This is a genomic window from Kordiimonas marina, assembly GCF_023006325.1.
GTDB lineage: Bacteria > Pseudomonadota > Alphaproteobacteria > Sphingomonadales > Kordiimonadaceae > Kordiimonas > Kordiimonas marina.
Genome location: NZ_JAINDF010000004.1, coordinates 408464 through 426485 on the forward strand (window position 1 = coordinate 408464; position 18022 = coordinate 426485).

The window sequence follows — 18022 nt, forward strand, 5'->3', positions numbered from 1 at the left end:
TGTCTTGTATTTGCAATGGCCCCGCCTGCATTCTAAGTAAGAGTTTTGGGCACATGGGTTGCGTTACAGGATGGAGACACACCAGATGAAAAAACTGATGACGGCGGCGAGCATCCTCGCGGTAATGACCGGGCTTTCGGCGCTGCCCGTGGCGGCTGCCGCACCGGCCGGGGAATGCGCGCAAGGGACCTGCGTGAGCGGCTGGAAAACCGCTGACAAGAAACACCTGCACGCCGCCGAAAAGCTGGCGGACACCTACAAGAAGTTCATCTTCGCCGCCCGCACGGAGCAGCAGACGGTCGCGTTCGTGAAGGCTGAGGTTGAAGCGCTGGGCTTCAAGCCCTGGAAACCGGGCACGGCCATCAAACCGGGCGCGCGCTATTATGACCTCAACCGCGGCCGCGGCATGGCGCTGATCGTCGGTGGCAAAGCACCGGTTAAGGACGGCGTCCGCATCGTGGCAAGCCATATCGATAGCCCTCGGCTGGAACTGAAGGGCCGCCCGGTCAACGAGACCCAGGGCTTCGCGCTGTTCCAGACCAACTATCACGGTGGCATCAAGACCTACCAGTGGACCAACGTGCCGCTGGCGCTCGTCGGCCGGATCGACCGCAAGGACGGCAAGACCATCAAGGTCGAAATCGGCATGAACCCGGATGAGCCCATCTTCATCATCCCCGACCTCGCCCCGCATGTGGCGCGGGACCAGATGCAGAAAAGCGCCCGCGATGTGGTGAGCCACGAAGACCTGGACCCGATCATCGCCTCCGGTCCGCACGGGGAGGACACGGTCGGCCAGTGGGTGATGAAATATCTGAAGGAAACTTACGGTGTCGAGCCCGCGGACCTCGTCTCCGCCGAACTGATGCTGGTGCCCGCCATGCCGCCGCGCGATGTCGGCTTCGACCGCCGCCTGACCGCGGGCTACGGCCAGGATGACCGGCTGGCCGCGTTCGCGAGCGTACAGGCCGCCATTGGGCTGAAGATCCCGCCGGAGACCTCCGTCATCCTGCTCGCCAACAATGAAGAGACCGGCAACAATAACGTCACCGGCGCGTCTTCGAGCTACCTGCCGGACCTTATCAGCGAGCTTTTGTATGGCCAGGTGGGCGACGCATATCGCCAGCCGATGCTGACGCGCGCGCTCCGTTCCTCAAAAGCACTGTCCATCGATGTGAACCCCGGCGTGAACCCGATGAACCCGGGTGTGTGGGAACTGACCAACGCCCCGCGCCTCGGCTACGGCGTCAACATCAAGCTTTACGGCAAGGGCTTCAACGCCGACAGCGACTATATCGCCTGGACCCGCGCCGCTTTGGACGCCGCCCATGTGCCGTGGCAGACGACCACCTACAAGGTCGGCCGCGCAGGCGGCGGCACGCTGGGGGTAGAACTGGCCCGGCACAATATCGACACCATCGATTTCGGTGTGCCGGTGCTGTCGATCCACACGCCCTATGCAGTCAGCGACAAGCTGGATGTGCTGGCGCTCAAGGACGGCATTTCCGCCTTTATCGAGAAAGCGCGCTAAGCCTTTTCCGGACCCAAACCTTCCACGCACGGCGGTGGCCTTCCCGGCTGCCGCCGTTTGTTTTCCGACCGCCGTTAAAATACATTTTAATACTTTTTTAACTAAATCTTCAAAACGAACCCGGCCTCTGGCATAATGGGGTTGGGTGAATAACCTGTTTGCGGCGGGGGCCGCAGATACAACGGGTGCTGAGAACCATGGTGGAGTCGGTTAATACCAACGCCAGCAGTTTGTTTGGCGTACAATTTTTGCAGAAATCGAATAGGCTGCTCGGCACGTCCGAGAAGCAGCTTTCGACTGGCCTTAAGGTATCTGGCGCGCAGGATGACGCCGCCACCTATGCCATCACCAATATCCTGAAGGGCAATGTCGCTGGGCTTAACAGCGTCAAGAACTCGCTCGACCGCGCGATCTCAACCAGTGATGTCGCGCTTGCGGCCGGCGGCGATATTGCAAGCCTTCTGGTGCAGCTGAAGGAAAAGGCGGTTCAGGCTGCGGACCCGGGGCTCGACCAGCAAAGCCGCCTCGCGCTCAATGACCAGTTTGTCGCCCTGAGGGACCAGATCAGCACCGCCGTCGCGTCGGCTGAATTTAACGGCACCAACGCGCTGAAGGCAGGCGGGGATAATATTGTCGCCATCACCGGCGCGAGCGGGGGTGGCAGCATCACCATCGACGCCCAGAACCTGTCGCTTGGCGGACCGAACGTATCACTCGGCCCAACCCAGGGCATCTCGACCGAAGCCGATGCTGCAGCCGCCATCGCGGCAATCGACCAGTCGATCCAAAGTGTCAGCGATTCTTTGTCGAAGATTGGCTCCGGCTCTGCCCAACTTCATAAAGTCAAGGATTTCACCGAGACCCTTTCAGGGACCACCCAAAAGGGCATTGGCGCCCTTTCCGACGCGGACCTTGCCGCCGCCAGCGCGCAATTCGCCGCCAATCAGGTCAAGCAGGACCTAGGCATACAGTCGCTGTCCATTGCCAACAAACAGCCCGCAGCCCTCCTCGGCCTGTTCCGGTCCTAATCCGCCGTCTTCCTAATCGCCAGCGTCCAGGCGCCGAAATCCAGCACCACTGGCTGGCGCCCGATGACATCGACCCCCAGGATCATCGCTGGCGAACGCGCCGCCCCCAGGGTGGCAAAAACCGGCAGGCTGGCGACAAGGATGCGCACATCCTTATAGGTCTTGCCGCCGATGGTCAGGCTGTCGGCGGTGAAGGTGCCCGCCCGCATCCCGCCGCCCGCCGCGCGGATGCCGGTGTTTTTGTCGGTGATGGTGATATCCGCCATCTGCATCAGCTTGATCGCCGCCGCCTGGTTGACGACAGTGAAGTTGGCCCCGGTATCCACAAGCGCCGGGATGGCGAGACCGGCCACGTTCACGTCAACCGCCAGCGACCCATTGCCGACCGGCCGTCCCCCAATCTGATACCAGTCCCCCGCCGGAAGCGGGTCATCATCCTTAATCACCCGCACGCGGTCTCCGCCGATCTCCAGCATCATCCCACCCATCAGGTCCACACCGAGGATGCCATATGCCCCCGGCTTGCCCACATCCGGCATCATGGCGATACCGTCCGCGGGTAATGTACGCCCGAGCGCCTGAAGGACCCCGACATCATAAAGCGGCATGGACCTAAGCCCGGTTGCGGTATGAACCCGGACAGACTTGAACGGCAGCGCCTTCAGGCCCAGTTCCGTCACCAGCGATCGGTAAACCATCGACCGGCCGGAGCCGGTGTCGAGCACGAAGGGATAGGTTTTGCCGCTGCCGACCTTGGCCCCGACCTTGGCCCCGACCCTGGCATCAACCAGGAAACGACCCTCCGGCCCGCGGCTGAGGGCGAAATCTTCGGCTCCGGCCCTGAACCCGGCGAAGGGCGCCAGCACCAACAGGCAGAGAAATAAAAAGGGCAGCCTCAAAAGGCCGCCCTTCATTTTATTTCGGGTATGAAACAATCCCTGCCCTATATAGGGTTTAGTTATCAAGGAAGCTTCTGAGCTGACGCGACCGGCTCGGGTGCTTGAGCTTGCGCAGCGCCTTGGCTTCGATCTGGCGGATACGTTCCCGGGTGACCGAGAACTGCTGGCCGACTTCCTCGAGCGTATGGTCCGTGTTCATGCCGATACCGAAGCGCATCCGGAGCACGCGCTCTTCCCGCGGCGTCAGCGATGCCAGCACGCGGGTCGTGGTCTCCCTGAGGTTCGACTGGATGGCGGCATCCACCGGCAGGATGGCGTTCTTGTCCTCGATGAAATCGCCCAGATGGCTGTCTTCCTCATCGCCGATCGGCGTCTCGAGGGAGATCGGCTCCTTGGCGATCTTCATGACCTTGCGCACTTTTTCAAGCGGCATGGACAGACGTTCGGCCAGTTCTTCCGGCGTGGCTTCGCGGCCGATTTCGTGCAGCATCTGGCGGCCGGTCCGGACCAGCTTGTTGATGGTCTCGATCATATGCACCGGAATACGGATGGTGCGTGCCTGGTCGGCGATCGAACGGGTGATCGCCTGACGGATCCACCAAGTGGCATAGGTCGAGAATTTGTACCCGCGGCGGTATTCGAACTTGTCCACCGCTTTCATCAGGCCGATGTTACCTTCCTGGATAAGGTCCAGGAACTGCAGGCCACGGTTGGTGTATTTCTTCGCAATCGAGATCACGAGACGCAGGTTGGCCTCGACCATCTCCTTCTTGGCGATGCGGGCTTCTTTCTCACCCTTCTGCACCGTGCGAACGATACGGCGGAATTCTTCAGCGTGCAGGCCGGTGCGGCTCAGAACCTCACCCACCTGTTCACGGATATTGCGGACAGCCTCACCCTCAGCCGCCACGAACGACGCCCAGCCCTTGGTCTTCAGCTTGCCAACGCGGTCGAGCCAGTCTTCCTCCAGCTCGTTGCCCTGGTATTCCTCCAGGAAGGACGTGCGGCTGACCTTATGGCTTTCCGCCAAGCGCAGCAGACGGCCGGAAAGGCTCATCAGGCGGCGGTTCAGGCCGTAAAGCTCGTCCACCAGTTCTTCGATCCGCACCGCGTTGAATTTAACCGAGGCGACAAGCTCGATCAGCTCGCCACGCAGTTTGCGGAAGCGGCGGTCCTGCGGGCCCGAAAGGTCGTCACCCTGAACGGCAGCGGAAAGACGGGCTTCCTGCAGCTTCGCGTACTTCTTGTAGGTCGCGGTGATGAGCTGGAATTTCTCGATGGTTTCCGGCTTCAGATGCTCTTCCATCGCCGACAGGGACATGGCCGATTCTTCATCGTCATCGTCGTCATCGTCGTCGGTCTGGCTAGTGCTTTCGCCCTCTTCGCCTTCGCCACCTTCCTCTTCACCATCGGCCGCTTTCTTGACCTCCGGCTTTTCGTCACCGTCCTTGCCGTCGTCGGCCTTTTTGGCGCCTTCAGCCATGACATCGCCGCCTTCCTCGTCTTCGAGGTCGTCGTTATCCGGCTCCTTGCCCAGCGTGGCTTCAAGGTCGATGATGTCGCGGAGCAGCATGTCGCCATTCTCAAGACGCTCAGCCCATTCGATAATGGCCTGGAACGTCAGCGGGCTCATGCACAGGCCCTCGATCATGGTGGCGCGGCCTGCCTCGATCCGTTTCGCGATGGCGATCTCGCCTTCGCGGGAGAGCAGCTCTACCGATCCCATTTCCCGGAGATACATACGGACAGGGTCATCGGTCCGGTCACCGATTTCCTTCTTCTTGTCCGTGGTGCGGAATTCTTCTTCCGAATCGTCCTTCTCGTCTTCCTCTTCATCGTCATCCTTGTCAGATGAAGCAGACGCGTTTTCACCATCGCCCTCTTCGGGTTCATCACCCTCGATGACGTTGATGCCCATTTCGGACAGCATGGTCATGATGTCTTCGATTCGCTCGGAAGACATTTCCTCGGTCGGCAAGGCTTCGTTCAGCTCATCATAAGAGATGTAGCCGCGTTCCTTGGCCTTTGCGATCATCTTTTTGACGGCGGCTTCGGCAGAATTCACCAGCGGACCCGAACTATTTTCATCGGTGCTGATGTCCTTGTCGTCGTCCTGAGTCGCATCTTTTGCCATGTATTTTTTCTCCGAAAACTACGCGAATCGCAGTCTATACCATATTAGTTGAAAGAAAACCTGCCTGATTCGAGCCGATAGCCTTCCTTATCGGCTTCTTTTTCCTCAAGCGCCCGATAGGCGGCCTGGGCCGCCACAAAACGGGCATGGTTTTCATCTGTCATCTCCTCGGCATATTCCGCTTCCGCGCGTTCATAGTCGCGCCGCGCCTCGGTAATATGCTGAAACCGTTGGACAATATGCTCAAATCCGGTCAGCGCATCGGATAAAGCCGCGTCAGCCCACGCGAACCATTCATCCCTCAGCGCCCGTTCCTGTTTTATCCGTTCAAAAGTGTCCAATAGCCCTTTGTCATTCAAATGGGTGAGCACCCCCTCCATATCAAGGGTGTGCCCCAAGGCGGCCTTCTCTAGTAAAGCCGCGATGATGCCGTCAAGCCCCGGCACGCTGAAATGTAGATGGGCGACCGTTTCTTCATGCTTGATCAGAATCTCCGGATGGTGGACGAGCGTGAGCACGATGGTCTTCTCCATGCGCTCCGTAACCGCGCCACCGCCCCGGCCCCGGCCGATGCTGGTTTGTGCCAGAAGCCCCGTCGGTGGCACTTTCCTGGGGTCCCGCCTGCCGCCTGGGGTGAAGGTGCGCTGGCCTCCCTGGCCGCCACCCCGCTTGGCCGGACGGAACAGCTCATAAAGCCGGTTCCTGAATTCGCCCTGGTACAGTTTCTTGACGTTTTCATCTTCAATTTCGGAAAGCTTCATGAAGATATTTTTTTCAAGCCCCGCCCGGCGCTCCGGCGTATCGATCGAATGCCCCTCCGTCAGCGTCTTCCAAAGCACGTTGACGAGCGGCTCGGCCGCATCGATCAGCTTCTCGACCGCCTTGCGGCCTTCGCGCTGGACCAGCGTGTCCGGGTCATCACCCTCCGGCATGAAAACGAACCTGAGCGACTTGCCCGGCTTCAGCATCGGCAGGGCCCGCTCCATCGCGCGGGTCGCGGCGCGCACGCCGGCCTTGTCGCCATCGAAGCTGAGGATCGGCTCATCCGCCATCTGCCACAGGTGGGATATCTGTTCTTCGGTGAGCGCGGTGCCGAGCGGCGCCACGGCATAATCGATGCCATACTGCGCCAGCGCGATTACATCCATATAGCCTTCGACCACCATCACCTGCCCGCAGTCATACGCGGCCGCGCGGGCGTTCGCCCAGTTATAGAGCGTCGCCCCCTTGTGGAAGATGCTGGTTTCCGGGCTGTTGAGATATTTGGCCTTGGCGTCCTTGTCGAGCGCGCGGCCCCCGAAGGCGATCACCCGGCCCTGCCGGTCGGTGATCGGGAACATCACGCGGTTCCGGAAGCGGTCATAGCTTTCGCCGCCGCCTTCGGGCTTGATCAGCATGCCGGTATCAATGAGCTGGTCTTCGGGGATGCCGCGGGCGCGCATCGCGTCCTTGAGCGCGGTGCGGCTGCCGCCCGAAAGGCCGCCCGGCGCATAACCAAGGCCGAAGCGATCGATGGTCGCGTCCTTCAGCCCCCGCCCCTTGACATAATCATAGGCCGCGCGGCCGACCTGCCCCTTAAGCTGCGCCTGATACCAGTGTGCCACGGCGTCCATGACTTCCGAGAGGGTGCCGCGCTTCTTGTCGCGCTCGATCTGCTCCGGCGTCTGGCGCGGCATCTCCATGCCCGCTTCCTCGGCCAGGCGCTCGATCGCCTCCAGAAACTCCAGCCCCTGCGTGCCCATCACGAAGTCGATGACACTGCCGTGCGCCCCGCAACCGAAACAGTGGTAGAAGCCTTTCTGGTCATTGACCGTGAAAGACGGCGACTTTTCATTATGGAAGGGACACAGGCCCATATGCTCGCGCCCGTGCCGGACAAGCTTCACCTGCCGCCCAATCACGTCCGAAAGCGTGAAGCGGTGCTTGAGCTCATCCAGAAACTGCGGACTTAAGGCCATGGATATCCCGATGTAACAGAGGGTCCCCACCCCATATCGTAACCATAGGTACGAAGACGACCGGGGCAAGCTTCCGTGATACTAAAAACTGTAGGGCGCTCGCAATATAGGAATTGGACAATCTGAGCCCAGCTTCCCCTCATTTTGAGCGTCTCAACGACACCAAGGCCACGGCAAACAAAAAAGCAGAGGGCAAGCCTCTGCTTTTTCCCGTGTTCGGTTTTGGAAAACCGCCTAGCTCAGAAGCCCCTTGATGGTGGTGCTGGCTTTGGCGAAATCCATCTGACCGGCGTATTTGGTCTTCAAGGCAGCCATGCAGCGGCCGATATCCTTCAGCCCCTCGGCGCCCAGGTCCTTGACCACGGCTTCAGCCGCAGCCTTGACCTCCGCATCGGAGAGCTGTTTCGGCAGGAAACCCTGAATGATGGCGATCTCTTCGCGTTCCCGCTCCGCCAGCTCGCACCGGCCGCCTTCTTCGTAGGCCTTGATGCTGTCGTTGCGCTGCTTGACCATTTTCGACAGAATGTCGGTAATGATGGCATCGTCGTCGCGGTCGGCCGCATCCTGCGTGCGAAGCTCGATATCGCGCTCCTTGATCGCTGCCAGAATAAGGCGGACCGTGCCGAGCACGCGCTTATCCTTCGCGCGCATGGCATCTTTCATCGCCTGAGTAAGTTCGTCCCTAAGCATTGGTGCTCCATTCGACGGAAAACGAGTCGGAAGAGCGCATAGTAAACCAACCCGGGTCCAGTGGCAAACAGGAATAATCGTTGTAACTTGTTGTTTTTAAACGACTATTTTTTTAAAGCTTTTCCTTGACCCTCAGAGGGCTTTTGCTTATTGTCCCGACAATTTGGCCGCAGCCCAGTGGCCGCTTGAGGTGCGCAACATCCACCTCAACCCCCTTGTAGCACAAGGGTTTTTGTGATCGCCAGGTAGGAGGAACTATCCACAATGACCGAATCCGCCCCTAAGAAGACACTGTCTTCAACACCGCCGGCCGATGACATAACTGCTGTTCTTGTTCTCGCCGATGGCACCGTGTTTTGGGGTTATGGTTTCGGACGAGAAGGCGACACAGTCGGCGAGGTCTGCTTTAACACCTCGATCACCGGGTATCAGGAAATCCTGACCGACCCGTCCTACGCCGGACAAATCATCACTTTCACCTTCCCGCACATCGGCAACGTCGGCACCAACCATGAAGATCATGAGACGACGACCCCGGCGGCCCGCGGCCTGGTGATCCGGGATGAGATCACCGAGCCCGCCAACTACCGCGCCGAAGGCGGCCTGGCGGCCTGGGCCGAGAAGATGGGCCTTGTCGGCATCGCGGGGCTGGATACCAGGAAGCTCACCCGCCATATCCGCAATAACGGCGCCCCCACGGGCGTCATCGCCTATAATAAAGACGGCGTGTTCGACATTCCGGCGCTTCTGAAGCAGGCGCAAGACTGGCCGGGGCTTGAGGGCATGGACCTCGCCAAGGACGTCACCTGCGCCCAGACCTATGACTGGACCACCACCCGCTGGCAGGCCGAGACGGGTTACGGCACGCTGGAAAACCCCAAGGCCCATGTGGTCGCGGTCGATTACGGCGCCAAGAACAACATCCTCCGCTGCCTCGCTGAAACCGGCGCGCGCGTGACCGTTGTCCCCGCCACCGCCAGCTTCGATGAGATCATGGCGCATAAGCCCGACGGGATTTTCCTGTCGAACGGCCCGGGCGACCCGGCCGCGACCGGTGAGTATGCCCTGCCGGTCATCAACAAGCTGATCCACACCGGGCTGCCGATCTTCGGCATCTGCCTCGGCCACCAGCTTCTGGCGCTCGCCTTCGGCGGCAAGACCTACAAGATGCACCAGGGTCACCGCGGCGCCAACCACCCGGTGAAGGACCTGCGCACGGGCAAGGTGGAAATCACCAGCATGAACCACGGCTTCTCGGTGGAGGCGGACAGCCTGCCCGACGGCGTGGAGGTCAGCCATATTTCCCTGTTCGACCAGACAGTCTGCGGCATCGAATGCACCGACCGGCCGATCTTCAGCGTGCAGCAGCACCCGGAAGCATCACCCGGCCCGCAGGACAGCTTCTACCTGTTCGACCAGTTCATGGACATGATCCAGAAACATAAGACTGCCGCTTAAAACACAAGGGACCAGAAATGCCAAAACGCACCGACATCAAAAGCATCCTGATCATCGGCGCCGGTCCCATTGTGATCGGTCAGGCGTGTGAGTTCGACTATTCGGGCACACAGGCCTGCAAGGCGCTTCGGGAAGAAGGCTACCGGGTTATCCTGGTGAACAGCAACCCCGCCACGATCATGACCGACCCGGAACTGGCCGACGCCACCTATATCGAGCCGATCACGCCCGAGGTTGTCGCCAAGATCATCGAAAAAGAACGCCCGGACGCGGTGCTGCCGACCATGGGCGGCCAGACCGGCCTGAATACCGCGCTCGCGCTTGACCAGGACGGCACACTGGAAAAATACGGTGTCGAGCTCATCGGCGCCAACGCCGACGCCATCGACAAGGCCGAGGACCGCAACCGCTTCGGCAAGGCCATGCAGAAGATCGGCCTGGACATCTGCCGCGGCGATACCGCCCACACGATGGACGAAGCGCTCAAGATCCTTGAGGACATCGGCCTGCCCGCCATCATCCGCCCGTCCTTCACCATGGGCGGCACCGGCGGCGGCGTCGCCTATAACAAGGAAGAATTCATCGAGATCGTCACCAAAGGCCTCGATGCCTCGCCGACCACCGAAGTGCTGGTTGAGGAAAGCATCCTCGGCTGGAAAGAATATGAGATGGAAGTGATCCGCGATAAAGCGGACAACTGCATCATCATCTGCTCGATCGAAAACGTCGACCCCATGGGTGTGCATACCGGCGACAGCATCACGGTCGCCCCGGCGCTGACGCTCACCGACAAAGAATATCAGATCATGCGGAACGCCTCGATCGCCGTCCTCCGGGAAATCGGCGTCGAGACCGGCGGCTCGAACGTCCAGTTTGCCGTGAACCCGGAAAACGGCCGCCTGATCGTGATCGAGATGAACCCGCGCGTGAGCCGTTCGTCCGCGCTCGCCTCCAAGGCCACCGGTTTCCCGATCGCCAAGATCGCCGCCAAGCTGGCTGTCGGCTATACGCTCGATGAGCTGGATAACGACATCACCGGCGTGACCCCGGCCAGCTTCGAGCCGACCATCGACTATGTCGTCACCAAGGTACCGCGCTTCACCTTTGAGAAGTTCGCGGGCACCAAGCCGGTGCTGACCACCGCAATGAAGTCGGTCGGGGAAGTCATGGCCGTCGGCCGCGATTTCGCTGAAAGCCTCCAGAAAGCCATGCGCTCCATGGAAACCGGGCTCACCGGCCTCAATGAAGTGAAGTTCGATGACTTTACCTCAGGCAGCGAAGACTTCCGCCCGATCCTCAGTGACCTTGCGGTCGCCAAGCCGGACCGCCTTCTCCGCATCGCCCAGGCCATGCGCGAAGGCCTCAGCCTCGAAGACATCCAGCGCGTCACCCACTATGAACCCTGGTTCCTGCGGGAGATCAAAAAGATCGTCGACACCGAAGCAACCGTCGCCAAAGACGGCCTGCCGACGGACGCCCGCGCGCTCAGGAAACTGAAGATGCTCGGCTTCTCCGACGCCCGGCTCGGCCAGGTTGCCGGTCTCACCGAAGCTGCGGTGACCAAGGCGCGCCTGGATGCCGGTGTCCTGCCCTCCTTCAAGCGGATCGATACATGTGCTGCCGAATTCGAGGCCCGCACGCCCTATATGTATTCGACCTATGAAACCTTCGCGGCCGGGGAAGAGCCCGAGTGTGAATCCAAACCCACGGACCGCGACAAGATCGTCATCCTCGGCGGTGGCCCGAACCGGATCGGCCAGGGCATCGAATTTGATTATTGCTGCTGTCATGCCTGCTTCTCGCTCTCCGACGCCGGGTTCGAGACCATCATGATCAACTGCAACCCGGAAACGGTTTCCACCGACTATGACACCTCGGACCGGCTGTATTTCGAGCCTCTGACCGCCGAAAACGTCATCCAGATCATCCGCAAGGAACAGGAAAACGGCACCGTCAAGGGCGTGATCGTCCAGTTCGGTGGCCAGACGCCGCTCAAGCTCGCGCACGCGCTTGAAGCCGAAGGTATCCCGATCCTGGGCACCAGCCCGGACGCCATCGACCTCGCCGAAGACCGCGAGCGTTTCCAGGACCTGGTCAAGCGCCTCGGCCTCAAGCAGCCGAACAACGGCCTTGCCCGCAGCCACGCCGAAGCCGTGAAGGTGGCCGATGAAGTCGGTTACCCCGTGCTGATCCGCCCGTCCTATGTGCTGGGCGGCCGCGCGATGGAAATCGTCCATGACCAGGAAGGCCTGGACCGCTACATCGCCGAAGCCGTGCAGGTTTCAGGCGACAGCCCCGTGCTGATCGACAGCTTCCTCAAGGATGCCATCGAGGTGGACGTGGATGCGCTTTCCGACGGCACCGACATCCATATCGCCGGTATCATGGAACATATCGAGGAAGCGGGCATCCACTCGGGCGACAGCGCCTGCTCCCTTCCGCCCTACAGCCTGCCGGTTGGTCTGGTGAACGAAATCAAACGCCAGGCCAAGGCGCTTGCCAAAGCGCTGAATGTGGTCGGCCTGATGAACGTGCAGTTCGCGGTCAAGGACGGCGAGGTCTACCTCATTGAGGTCAACCCGCGCGCCAGCCGCACCGTGCCTTTCGTCGCCAAGGCGATCGGCAGCCCGATTGCCGCCATCGCCGCGCAAGTAATGGCCGGTAGCAAGCTCAGCGACTTCGACCTCAAGGATCCGATCACCGAACATGTCGCGGTGAAGGAAGTGGTGATCCCTTGGGCACGCTTCCCGGGTGTCGACGTTCTCCTCGGCCCGGAAATGAAATCCACCGGCGAGGTCATGGGCATCGACCGCACCTTCGCCATGGCCTTCTTCAAGTCCCAGCTTGCTGCGGGCGTGAAGCTGCCGATGGAAGGCCGGGTGTTCATCTCCGTGAAGGACTCCGACAAATATGCCGTCGTACCGCTCGCCCGCGACCTTATCGAGATGGGCTATAAGGTGATGGCCACCACCGGCACCGCCAACTACCTGAAGGCCAACGGCCTTGATGAGGTGGAAAGCGTGTTCAAGGTGACCGAAGGCCAGCGCCCGCATGTGCTTGACGTGATGAAGAACGATGACATCCATCTCATGTTCAACACCACCGAAGGCAAGCAGGCGATCAAGGACAGCTATGAGCTTCGGACCACCGCGCTCACCATGAAGCTGCCCTACTTCACCACCATCGCGGCCTCGCGCGCGGCCGTGCACTCGCTGAAGGCGCTTCACGCCGGTAACCTGACGGTGAAGAAGCTGCAGGACTATAACGTCGCCTGAAATCGCCTATCCCGCGATCAGGCTTGATTTTCGGCCGTACCTCGGCTAAAGAAAAAAGGATCGCGCCGGCCCTTTGGGGTCGGCGCTCCTGTTTTTATGAAGGCCGGGTGGACACACGTACCGGCTCAGTTGAAACAAGAATAAGACAACAACATTCCAGGACGGGACACATGACAGAAAAAGTGCCCATGCTCATTGAAGGCCACCGCAGACTTGAGGCGGAGCTGAAGAACCTGAAGTCGGTGGAACGCCCCTCGGTCGTTCAAGCCATCGAAGAAGCGCGCGCTCATGGCGACCTGTCGGAAAACGCCGAGTATCACGCCGCGAAGGAGCGCCAGGGCCACATCGAAGGCCGGATCATGGAGCTTGAAGGCAAGCTGAGCCGCGCCCAGGTGATCGACCCGACCTCGCTTTCCGGCGACAGGGTTGTGTTCGGCGCGACCGTGACCCTCCTCGATGAGGACGACAAGGAAGTCATCTATCAGATCGTCGGCGCAGACGAAGGCGACGTGAAGGCTGGCCGCATTAGCTACCAGTCACCGATCGCCCGCGCGCTCATCGGCCGTAATGTCGGCGCCGAGGTTGAAGTGAAAACCCCGGGTGGCGAACGCTATTACGAGATCACCAAGATCGAATTCAAGTAAGGCCGACCGGGCGCACAGCCCGGCCCATCTTACCCAGACAAACAGAAAGCCCGCTCAGTTGAGCGGGCTTTTCTTGTTCGGCGTTATACCGCAGGGGCTTAGGCCACCGGTGGCAGCGGCACACCCGGCACATGCTTGGACGTGCGGATGGTCAGCGAGGTCTTGACGCTGGCCACATTCGGCGCCGGGGTCAGCTCACTGGTCAGGAACTTCTGGAACGCGGCGAGGTCTTGGGCCACGATCTTCAGGATGAAGTCGATTTCGCCGTTGAGCATGAAGCATTCCCGGACCATCGGCCAGCCCTGGCACTGTTCCTCGAATTTCTGGAGGTCGACTTCCGCCTGGCTGTGCAGGCCGACCATGGCGAAGACCGTCAGGCCGTAGCCGAGGGCTTCCTGGTCAAGGTCAGCATGGTACCCTTTGATATAGCCTTCTTCCTCAAGGGCGCGCACGCGGCGCAAGCACGGGGGCGCTGTGATACCGACACGTTCCGCAAGTTCAACGTTGGTGATGCGGCCCTGCGATTGAAGGCACGACAAAATTTTGCGGTCGACGGCATCAAGTTTGACACGACCCATATGCATACTCCCTGAAGGCTACTGCTGACCGACCCTACATGCGGGTCGGCCACGCATACTACCGAAGCGCTTTCCCGAAATAAAGTTCCAAATGCGTAAAATAATATTTCTAATGTTAATCATCACTAGCATCATATGGCGTTTTGGGTAGTATAGGGACGCTGGGTGATTCGGGAGCTATCTTCACCCCACTTACAATAAGATTTCAGAGGCTGGGACGGCCGGAGGATCATTATCCCCGTGTGGGGTCTGGTCCCAACAGAAGTGGGCTTTGGACTGTGGGCAAAGTGTCGGCATTCGACATGAACGCGCTTGATAGTCGGATAAGGGAGCTGGTCGCATATGCGCGTGAGCGTGATGGCGAGGACCGGACCGCCCTTTTCCGCAATCTTGTCGATCTGTTTCTGACCGGCAAGGCCCCGTCCCGTGAGCCGACCCGCTCTCAACTCCTTGATGTTATTGAAGCTTTGCTCCCGCATGTCGAGGTAGACAGCCGCCGCACGGCCGCTGACCTCGTCGCCAAAATGTCCGCCCCGCCGCTTGACCTTGCCCTGCGTCTCGCCCGCGACCGCGCCAGCCTCGCCGAGGATCTCCTCAAGACGATGCCGTTCGATGAGGATGCCTTCATCGAGCTGATCGCCGCGACGGGCCGTGAACATCACCAAATTCTGGCGAGCCGCGCCGACCTTTCCGCCAATGTGTGGATCGCCCTGGCCCGCGCGGCCCCGGCGGCACCGCCGTTTGACAGCCGCTCGACCCTTGCCCTGTGGCGCGACGATCTTGGCAACGGCCAGGAACGATCTGGCGCGACCGTCACCATGTTGCATCCCGACAATGAAGCTGTTGCAGCTGCAACAGCCTGGGGAACCGAAGAAGCCGAAGCCACAGGCACCGACGGCATGACCGCCAAAATGGCGGAAGACGCCCCGAAATCGGCCAGCCTGCGCATCCTGCGCACGGGCGAAGACCTGCTCGCCGACCGCGCGAGCCAACCGGCTGATCTCCCTGAAACCCGCATGGCTGAAACCCGCATGGCCGAAGCCGATGACGAACAAACGTCCTGCCTTCCGGCCGAAGCCCCCTCCGAACAGCCCGCTCCCGATGCTGCCGCTTCCGAGGACACATATACAGCGACCCCGCGCGAACAATTGCGCGACCCAGGCCCCGGCGGCTGGTGCTGGCGGTCCGACCGGGACGGCATCGTCACCGACGTTTCGCCCCACGGCCGCAAGCTTCTGGACGGTCACGTGGTGACGGTCGGCGCCTCGATGCTCGACCTTCTGGGCCTCAACACCAAGCTCGGCCACCCGGTATCCCGCGCGTTCCAGCGCCGGAGCGCCATCCATGACGCGCCGATCACACTGGACGGACTGGACCGCGCCCACCGTTTCTGGACGCTTGATGCCGCCCCGCTTTTCGGTATCGGTGGCGTATTCGAAGGCTATGAAGGCGCGCTGACCCCGGTTGTCGCCGCGGAGGACCCGCTGGGCGAACCGGCACTGCATGTGGATGACCAGCCGCTGTTCCTCGATGATGTGACCGACCGCAGGCCCCGGCCGATCCCGCAAACCTTCACGGACCGGCAAAGCGTGCTGGCTGAAAGCGCGGCAGCGCCCGCCCATGAACCCGCGCCCAGGGCGAGCCTGAACATCGCCGACAAATCCTTCACGGACTCTGTGGCCGAACAGGTGACCCATGCGGCGGCGGATGCCATCACCAAGGCAACGCTCGATGCGGTCGCCGATATGGTTTCCGGCTCGCATATCAGTGCCGTCGGCCCGGAAGTTCCGGCTGCCCACAAGATCGCAGAGGAAACGCCGGAACGGCTCGACCTGCCCCCGCACCTGGCGGAGATCACCAGCACGCTCGACCTTCTCGAAGAAGCGCTGGCCCGGCTCGGCGAAGGCAGCCGCAAGAGCGGCAACATGCAGCTGCGCCTACAGGCTGAAATCGCCACCGCCTGCGCGCGGTCGTTGCGCGAACAGCTGGGCGACAAGGCTGACGACTAAGTCCCGGCACGCCCCCTCACCTGCACACCATAAAGAAAGGGCGGCCTCCTGCCCGGAAAACCGCCCTTGTCAGTCATGAGGTCCAGTGGGCTGGACGTCAGCGAGAAATCAGTTGAGGGAAATTAGCTGCCCGCTTTCTCGAAGAAGGTTTGCAGGCCCGCCATGTCCGGCTTCGGGCGCTGCCAAGTGCTGTAGGTGCACAGGGAGCCATGGCACTGGCTGACCTTCAGCGTGCCATCCTGAAGCGGCTTCAGGCGGCCCTGGAGCGTCTTGCCGGATTCAGGGTCGGTTACCTTGCCCTTGCCCCACATGTTGGCGACCGGACGAAAGTTCTTCAGCACCTGGGTGCCGACCTTCGGCATCTCAGCGCCGCTTGCGCTCCAGACCAGCGTGCCGCACAGGCGCTTGGCCGAGCTGCCGCACGGCGCCACCTTGACGACACCGGCACCACCTTCAAGCGCCCAATAGCCCTGGATATCGGTGTCAGCCGCTTGCGCCGCACCGGCACCCATCATCGTTACAGCCGCACCGGCAAACGCCACGCGGCGAACCATCGTTGCAAATTTCGACATACCATTATCTCCTCGCGTCGAAGCCCCCATGGGGATTAAGGGGCACAGAAATCTGAACAGGGAGGCCCACACAGGCTGGGCCAACGCTGACACAAGTAGGGATGCGCGGGTCGTATTTCCTGCTTTTTTTGAAAACGGCAGGAGATTTTCAGAAAAGGGGATGTTTTTTAAAAATCGGCAAGGGCCTGACGGCGGAATTCAGTGGGGGTGACGCCTGTGCGTTCCTTGAAAGCGCGGTTGAACGGCCCGAGGGACTGGTAGCCCAGGTCCATGGCGATGGTCAGGACCGGCAGGTGCCGTTCCTCAACCGAGCCAAGCCGTTCCTTGGCGGCGCCGATGCGGTGATGGTTCAGATAGTCCGAGAAATTGCGGTAGCCAAGATGCTGGTTGATCAGCCGCCGCAGCCGGTGTTCCGGCAGGCCCGCACACTCAGCCAGCCGCGCGATGGTAAGCCCCGGCTCCAGCCAGGTCTTTTCCGCCATCACGCCTTCAAGCGCCCGCAGGTCATGCCTGTCTTCCGGCGTGATGGTTTCGGTGGCCTCCGGGATAGCCGGAATGCCAATACCGCCCGCCAGCGCCGGGGCGAAGGCGAAAAGCTCGGTCCCGCTGTCGCCCGCCACCTGCCAATGCAGGAACAGGGTAATGCCGAGCACCGCCGCCGCCTGCAGGGGCAACAGATAATGTTCAAGCCCAAGCCCGATGGCGACTGGTTCCCCCAGCAGAATGGCCAGGGTCACGACCACCACGCTCATGCTCACCCACATGCGGAACCGGCAGCGGTCCTCCACCAGGTCGTCATTCCTGCCGCGCCAGATGACAAAGCCAAGATGCAGCATGATCCCGAGGCCGATCAGCACCGTGGCGGCAAACAAGGGCGCGTGCAGCACGCTGGTGCCCGGCTGCCAGGCATAATAAGCGCCGACCCCGGTCAGCACCTTCGCGGCACCGACCAGCTTATGCACCCAGGTGATTTCGAAATGGTCCTCAAACTGCGACAGGCAGAAAAGCCAGACGAACACAGGCCCCGCCGACGCGATCGGCAGCAGGACCGGCCCCAGGTTGACCCCGCCGAGCATGACGCCTGCCTTGCTGGTATGGAGATAGGCCGCGGAACACACCGCCGCCCACACGCCAAGCCGGCCGGTAATCAGATGCCGGTATTTACGCCAGCACAAAACCGCCAGCCACAAAAGCAAGCCGAAAGCGCTATAGCGCAGGATGGTATCGATTTCGCCCAAGGGTCAGT

13 protein-coding genes are annotated in these 18022 nt (G+C 61.1%); 6 read left to right on the forward strand and 7 right to left on the reverse strand.

The features are described from left to right. The first annotated feature begins 85 nt into the window (after positions 1 to 85). Together K6118_RS11305 and K6118_RS11310 are read left to right on the forward strand one after the other, a co-directional pair. Entirely contained in the window at positions 86 to 1531 is a 1446-nt protein-coding gene (locus K6118_RS11305; protein WP_247120458.1) for a zinc-binding metallopeptidase family protein, read from the forward strand. A gap of 197 nt (positions 1532 to 1728) precedes the next feature. After that, entirely contained in the window at positions 1729 to 2559 is an 831-nt protein-coding gene (locus K6118_RS11310; RefSeq protein ID WP_281500754.1) for a flagellin, read from the forward strand. Here the strand turns inward: K6118_RS11310 and K6118_RS11315 are convergent. The 4 genes from K6118_RS11315 to K6118_RS11330 form a co-directional block, all read right to left on the reverse strand. After that, positions 2556 to 3458, reverse strand: a complete 903-nt coding sequence (locus tag K6118_RS11315; protein WP_247120460.1) for an aspartyl protease family protein — start codon at positions 3456 to 3458, stop codon at positions 2556 to 2558. The genes K6118_RS11310 and K6118_RS11315 overlap by 4 nt on opposite strands. Positions 3459 to 3513: 55 nt before the next feature. Next, complete coding sequence (gene rpoD, locus K6118_RS11320; RefSeq protein ID WP_247120461.1) at positions 3514 to 5592, reverse strand: RNA polymerase sigma factor RpoD; 2079 nt, start codon at positions 5590 to 5592, stop codon at positions 3514 to 3516. A gap of 44 nt (positions 5593 to 5636) precedes the next feature. Further along, positions 5637 to 7550 carry a DNA primase gene (dnaG, locus tag K6118_RS11325; RefSeq protein ID WP_247120462.1) on the reverse strand — a complete coding sequence of 638 codons (1914 nt, stop codon included), beginning with the start codon at positions 7548 to 7550 and terminating at the stop codon, positions 5637 to 5639. A gap of 234 nt (positions 7551 to 7784) precedes the next feature. Beyond that, the gene (locus tag K6118_RS11330; RefSeq protein ID WP_247120464.1) at positions 7785 to 8240 is read right to left on the reverse strand and encodes a GatB/YqeY domain-containing protein; all 456 of its coding nucleotides are present in this window, start codon (positions 8238 to 8240) and stop codon (positions 7785 to 7787) included. 264 nt (positions 8241 to 8504) lie between these two features. On the opposite strand from K6118_RS11330, the gene carA reads away from it, so the two are divergent. The 3 genes from carA (at position 8505) to greA (ending at position 13617) form a co-directional block, all read left to right on the forward strand. After that, positions 8505 to 9698 carry a glutamine-hydrolyzing carbamoyl-phosphate synthase small subunit gene (gene carA, locus K6118_RS11335; protein ID WP_247120465.1) on the forward strand — a complete coding sequence of 398 codons (1194 nt, stop codon included), beginning with the start codon at positions 8505 to 8507 and terminating at the stop codon, positions 9696 to 9698. A 17-nt stretch (positions 9699 to 9715) separates the two neighbouring features. Then, entirely contained in the window at positions 9716 to 12973 is a 3258-nt protein-coding gene (gene carB, locus K6118_RS11340) for a carbamoyl-phosphate synthase large subunit (protein WP_247120466.1), read from the forward strand. A gap of 170 nt (positions 12974 to 13143) precedes the next feature. Further along, the gene (gene greA, locus K6118_RS11345; protein WP_247120467.1) at positions 13144 to 13617 is read left to right on the forward strand and encodes a transcription elongation factor GreA; all 474 of its coding nucleotides are present in this window, start codon (positions 13144 to 13146) and stop codon (positions 13615 to 13617) included. 98 nt (positions 13618 to 13715) lie between these two features. On the opposite strand, the gene K6118_RS11350 is transcribed toward greA, so the two are convergent. Beyond that, positions 13716 to 14195 carry an Lrp/AsnC family transcriptional regulator gene (locus tag K6118_RS11350; protein ID WP_247120468.1) on the reverse strand — a complete coding sequence of 160 codons (480 nt, stop codon included), beginning with the start codon at positions 14193 to 14195 and terminating at the stop codon, positions 13716 to 13718. A 287-nt stretch (positions 14196 to 14482) separates the two neighbouring features. Here K6118_RS11350 and K6118_RS11355 point away from each other — a divergent pair, with 287 nt between their 5' ends. After that, positions 14483 to 16204 (forward strand): hypothetical protein, encoded by a 1722-nt coding sequence (locus tag K6118_RS11355; RefSeq protein WP_247120469.1) that lies wholly within the window; start codon positions 14483 to 14485, stop codon positions 16202 to 16204. Positions 16205 to 16326: 122 nt separating this feature from the next. On the opposite strand, the gene K6118_RS11360 is transcribed toward K6118_RS11355, so the two are convergent. Beyond that, the gene (locus K6118_RS11360; RefSeq protein WP_247120470.1) at positions 16327 to 16776 is read right to left on the reverse strand and encodes a DUF2147 domain-containing protein; all 450 of its coding nucleotides are present in this window, start codon (positions 16774 to 16776) and stop codon (positions 16327 to 16329) included. A gap of 167 nt (positions 16777 to 16943) precedes the next feature. Beyond that, the gene (locus K6118_RS11365) at positions 16944 to 18014 is read right to left on the reverse strand and encodes an AraC family transcriptional regulator (RefSeq protein WP_247120471.1); all 1071 of its coding nucleotides are present in this window, start codon (positions 18012 to 18014) and stop codon (positions 16944 to 16946) included. Between the last annotated feature and the right edge of the window lie 8 nt (positions 18015 to 18022).